General features: G+C 53.0%; 1 protein-coding gene. It reads right to left on the bottom strand.

Going from position 1 to position 270, the window contains the following annotated elements:
• Positions 1-30: 30 nt before the first annotated feature.
• Complete coding sequence (locus tag CVH10_RS20770; RefSeq protein ID WP_369335923.1) at positions 31-126, bottom strand: RHS domain-containing protein; 96 nt, start codon at positions 124-126, stop codon at positions 31-33.
• Between the last annotated feature and the right edge of the window lie 144 nt (positions 127-270).

Raw genomic sequence — 270 nt, 5'->3', positions numbered from 1 at the left:
ACCCGGCAACCGCCGATGACCACCCCTCAGCTACACCACTGCCTGGGACACGACCCGGTACTCCGTCGCCCAGACCAGATCACCTCTCTCACTTAACACTTCCTGCGGCGTGCCGAGATGATCCATCACGATATAACTAAGCAGGCCGTGTGGCCCGCGTTTATTGTTCGCTACGAACGTACTTAGCCCACATTACGACTTTATAATACTGAGCCAATAGAAGGAATTATTTTTTCTGTTGGCTCTGCCAAATGCTCCACCTTCGCGTCT

It is taken from the genome of Halomonas sp. ND22Bw, assembly GCF_003011945.1.
Taxonomy (GTDB): Bacteria; Pseudomonadota; Gammaproteobacteria; order Pseudomonadales; family Halomonadaceae; genus Halomonas; species Halomonas halophila.
The sequence above is the reverse complement of the archived record's forward strand: the minus strand, read 5'-3'. Positions and strand labels throughout refer to the sequence as shown.

What these genes read in the sequence shown, in the direction of transcription:
- CVH10_RS20770 (WP_369335923.1), bottom strand. Translation starts at nt 126, where the DNA reads ATGGATCATCTCGGCACGCCGCAGGAAGTGTTAAGTGAGAGAGGTGAT.